Annotated in this window: 1 rRNA gene; it reads right to left on the bottom strand. The window is 53.7% G+C overall.

Annotated features, from left to right (window positions below):
- Positions 1-2,794: ribosomal RNA gene (locus PZBJ_RS14400) — 23S ribosomal RNA — on the bottom strand; the annotation flags it as partial.
- Positions 2,795-2,822: the final 28 nt, after the last annotated feature.

The raw sequence follows: 2,822 nt of genomic DNA, 5'->3' as shown, positions 1-2,822 counted from the left end.
GTCAGGGAGAACTCATCTCGGGGCAAGTTTCGTGCTTAGATGCTTTCAGCACTTATCTTTTCCGCACTTAGCTACCGGGCAGTGCCATTGGCATGACAACCCGAACACCAGTGGTGCGTTCACTCCGGTCCTCTCGTACTAGGAGCAACCCCCCTCAATTCTCCAGCGCCCACGGCAGATAGGGACCGAACTGTCTCACGACGTTCTAAACCCAGCTCGCGTACCACTTTAAACGGCGAACAGCCGTACCCTTGGGACCTACTTCAGCCCCAGGATGTGATGAGCCGACATCGAGGTGCCAAACACCGCCGTCGATATGAACTCTTGGGCGGTATCAGCCTGTTATCCCCGGAGTACCTTTTATCCGTTGAGCGATGGCCCTTCCATTCAGAACCACCGGATCACTATGACCTGCTTTCGCACCTGCTCGAGCCGTCACTCTCGCAGTCAAGCTGGCTTATGCCATTGCACTAACCTCCTGATGTCCGACCAGGATTAGCCAACCTTCGTGCTCCTCCGTTACTCTTTGGGAGGAGACCGCCCCAGTCAAACTACCCACCAGACACTGTCCGCAGCCCGGATTACGGGCCTACGTTAGAACATCAAACATTAAAGGGTGGTATTTCAAGGTTGGCTCCACGCAGACTGGCGTCCACGCTTCAAAGCCTCCCACCTATCCTACACATCAAGGCTCAATGTTCAGTGTCAAGCTATAGTAAAGGTTCACGGGGTCTTTCCGTCTTGCCGCGGGTACACTGCATCTTCACAGCGATTTCAATTTCACTGAGTCTCGGGTGGAGACAGCCTGGCCATCATTACGCCATTCGTGCAGGTCGGAACTTACCCGACAAGGAATTTCGCTACCTTAGGACCGTTATAGTTACGGCCGCCGTTTACCGGGGCTTCGATCAAGAGCTTCTCCTTGCGGATAACCCCATCAATTAACCTTCCGGCACCGGGCAGGCGTCACACCGTATACGTCCACTTTCGTGTTTGCACAGTGCTGTGTTTTTAATAAACAGTTGCAGCCAGCTGGTATCTTCGACTGCCTTCAGCTCCATCCGCGAGGGACTTCACCTGATGACAGCGTGCCTTCTCCCGAAGTTACGGCACCATTTTGCCTAGTTCCTTCACCCGAGTTCTCTCAAGCGCCTTGGTATTCTCTACCTGACCACCTGTGTCGGTTTGGGGTACGATTTCGTGTTACCTGGAGCTTAGAGGCTTTTCCTGGAAGCAGGGCATCAGTTACTTCACCACCGTGGTGGCTCGTCGTCACGCCTCAGCCTTAAGATACCCCGGATTTACCAAAGGTATCAGCCTACACGCTTAAACCGGGACAACCGTCGCCCGGATAACCTAGCCTTCTCCGTCCCCCCTTCGCAGTAACACCAAGTGCAGGAATATTAACCTGCTTCCCATCGACTACGCTTTTCAGCCTCGCCTTAGGGGTCGACTCACCCTGCTCCGATTAACGTTGAACAGGAACCCTTGGTCTTCCGGCGAGCGGGCTTTTCACCCGCTTTATCGTTACTTATGTCAGCATTCGCACTTCTGATACCTCCAGCATGCCTCACAGCACACCTTCAACGGCTTACAGAACGCTCCCCTACCCAACAACACATAGTGTCGCTGCCGCAGCTTCGGTGCATGGTTTAGCCCCGTTACATCTTCCGCGCAGGCCGACTCGACCAGTGAGCTATTACGCTTTCTTTAAATGATGGCTGCTTCTAAGCCAACATCCTGGCTGTCTGTGCCTTCCCACATCGTTTCCCACTTAACCATGACTTTGGGACCTTAGCTGGCGGTCTGGGTTGTTTCCCTCTTCACGACGGACGTTAGCACCCGCCGTGTGTCTCCCGTGATAACATTCTCCGGTATTCGCAGTTTGCATCGGGTTGGTAAGCCGGGATGGCCCCCTAGCCGAAACAGTGCTCTACCCCCGGAGATGAGTTCACGAGGCGCTACCTAAATAGCTTTCGGGGAGAACCAGCTATCTCCCGGTTTGATTGGCCTTTCACCCCCAGCCACAAGTCATCCGCTAATTTTTCAACATTAGTCGGTTCGGTCCTCCAGTTAGTGTTACCCAACCTTCAACCTGCCCATGGCTAGATCACCGGGTTTCGGGTCTATACCCTGCAACTTAACGCCCAGTTAAGACTCGGTTTCCCTGCGGCTCCCCTATACGGTTAACCTTGCTACAGAATATAAGTCGCTGACCCATTATACAAAAGGTACGCAGTCACCCCATTAAAGAGGCTCCCACTGCTTGTACGTACACGGTTTCAGGTTCTGTTTCACTCCCCTCGCCGGGGTTCTTTTCGCCTTTCCCTCACGGTACTGGTTCACTATCGGTCAGTCAGGAGTATTTAGCCTTGGAGGATGGTCCCCCCATATTCAGACAGGATACCACGTGTCCCGCCCTACTCTTCGAACTCACAATCTGTGCACTTTCGTGTACGGGACTATCACCCGGTATCGTGCGACTTTCCAGACGCTTCCACTAACGCACAAACTGATTCAGGTTCTGGGCTGTTCCCCGTTCGCTCGCCGCTACTGGGGGAATCTCGGTTGATTTCTTTTCCTCCGGGTACTTAGATGTTTCAGTTCCCCGGGTTCGCCTCGCAACACTATGTATTCATGTTGCGATGATGCACTGGGTGCACCGGGTTTCCCCATTCGGACATCGTCGGCTGTAGCGGTTCATATCACCTTACCGACGCTTTACGCAGATTAGCACGTCCTTCATCGCCTCTGACTGCCAGGGCATCCACCGTGTACGCTTAGTCGCTTAACCTCACAACCCACAGGCGTTTTGCAACGCG

The sequence above is a fragment of the Pantoea endophytica genome, from assembly GCF_002858935.1.
GTDB classification, from domain to species: Bacteria; Pseudomonadota; Gammaproteobacteria; order Enterobacterales; family Enterobacteriaceae; genus Pantoea; species Pantoea leporis.
The sequence above is the reverse complement of the archived record's forward strand: the minus strand, read 5'-3'. Positions and strand labels throughout refer to the sequence as shown.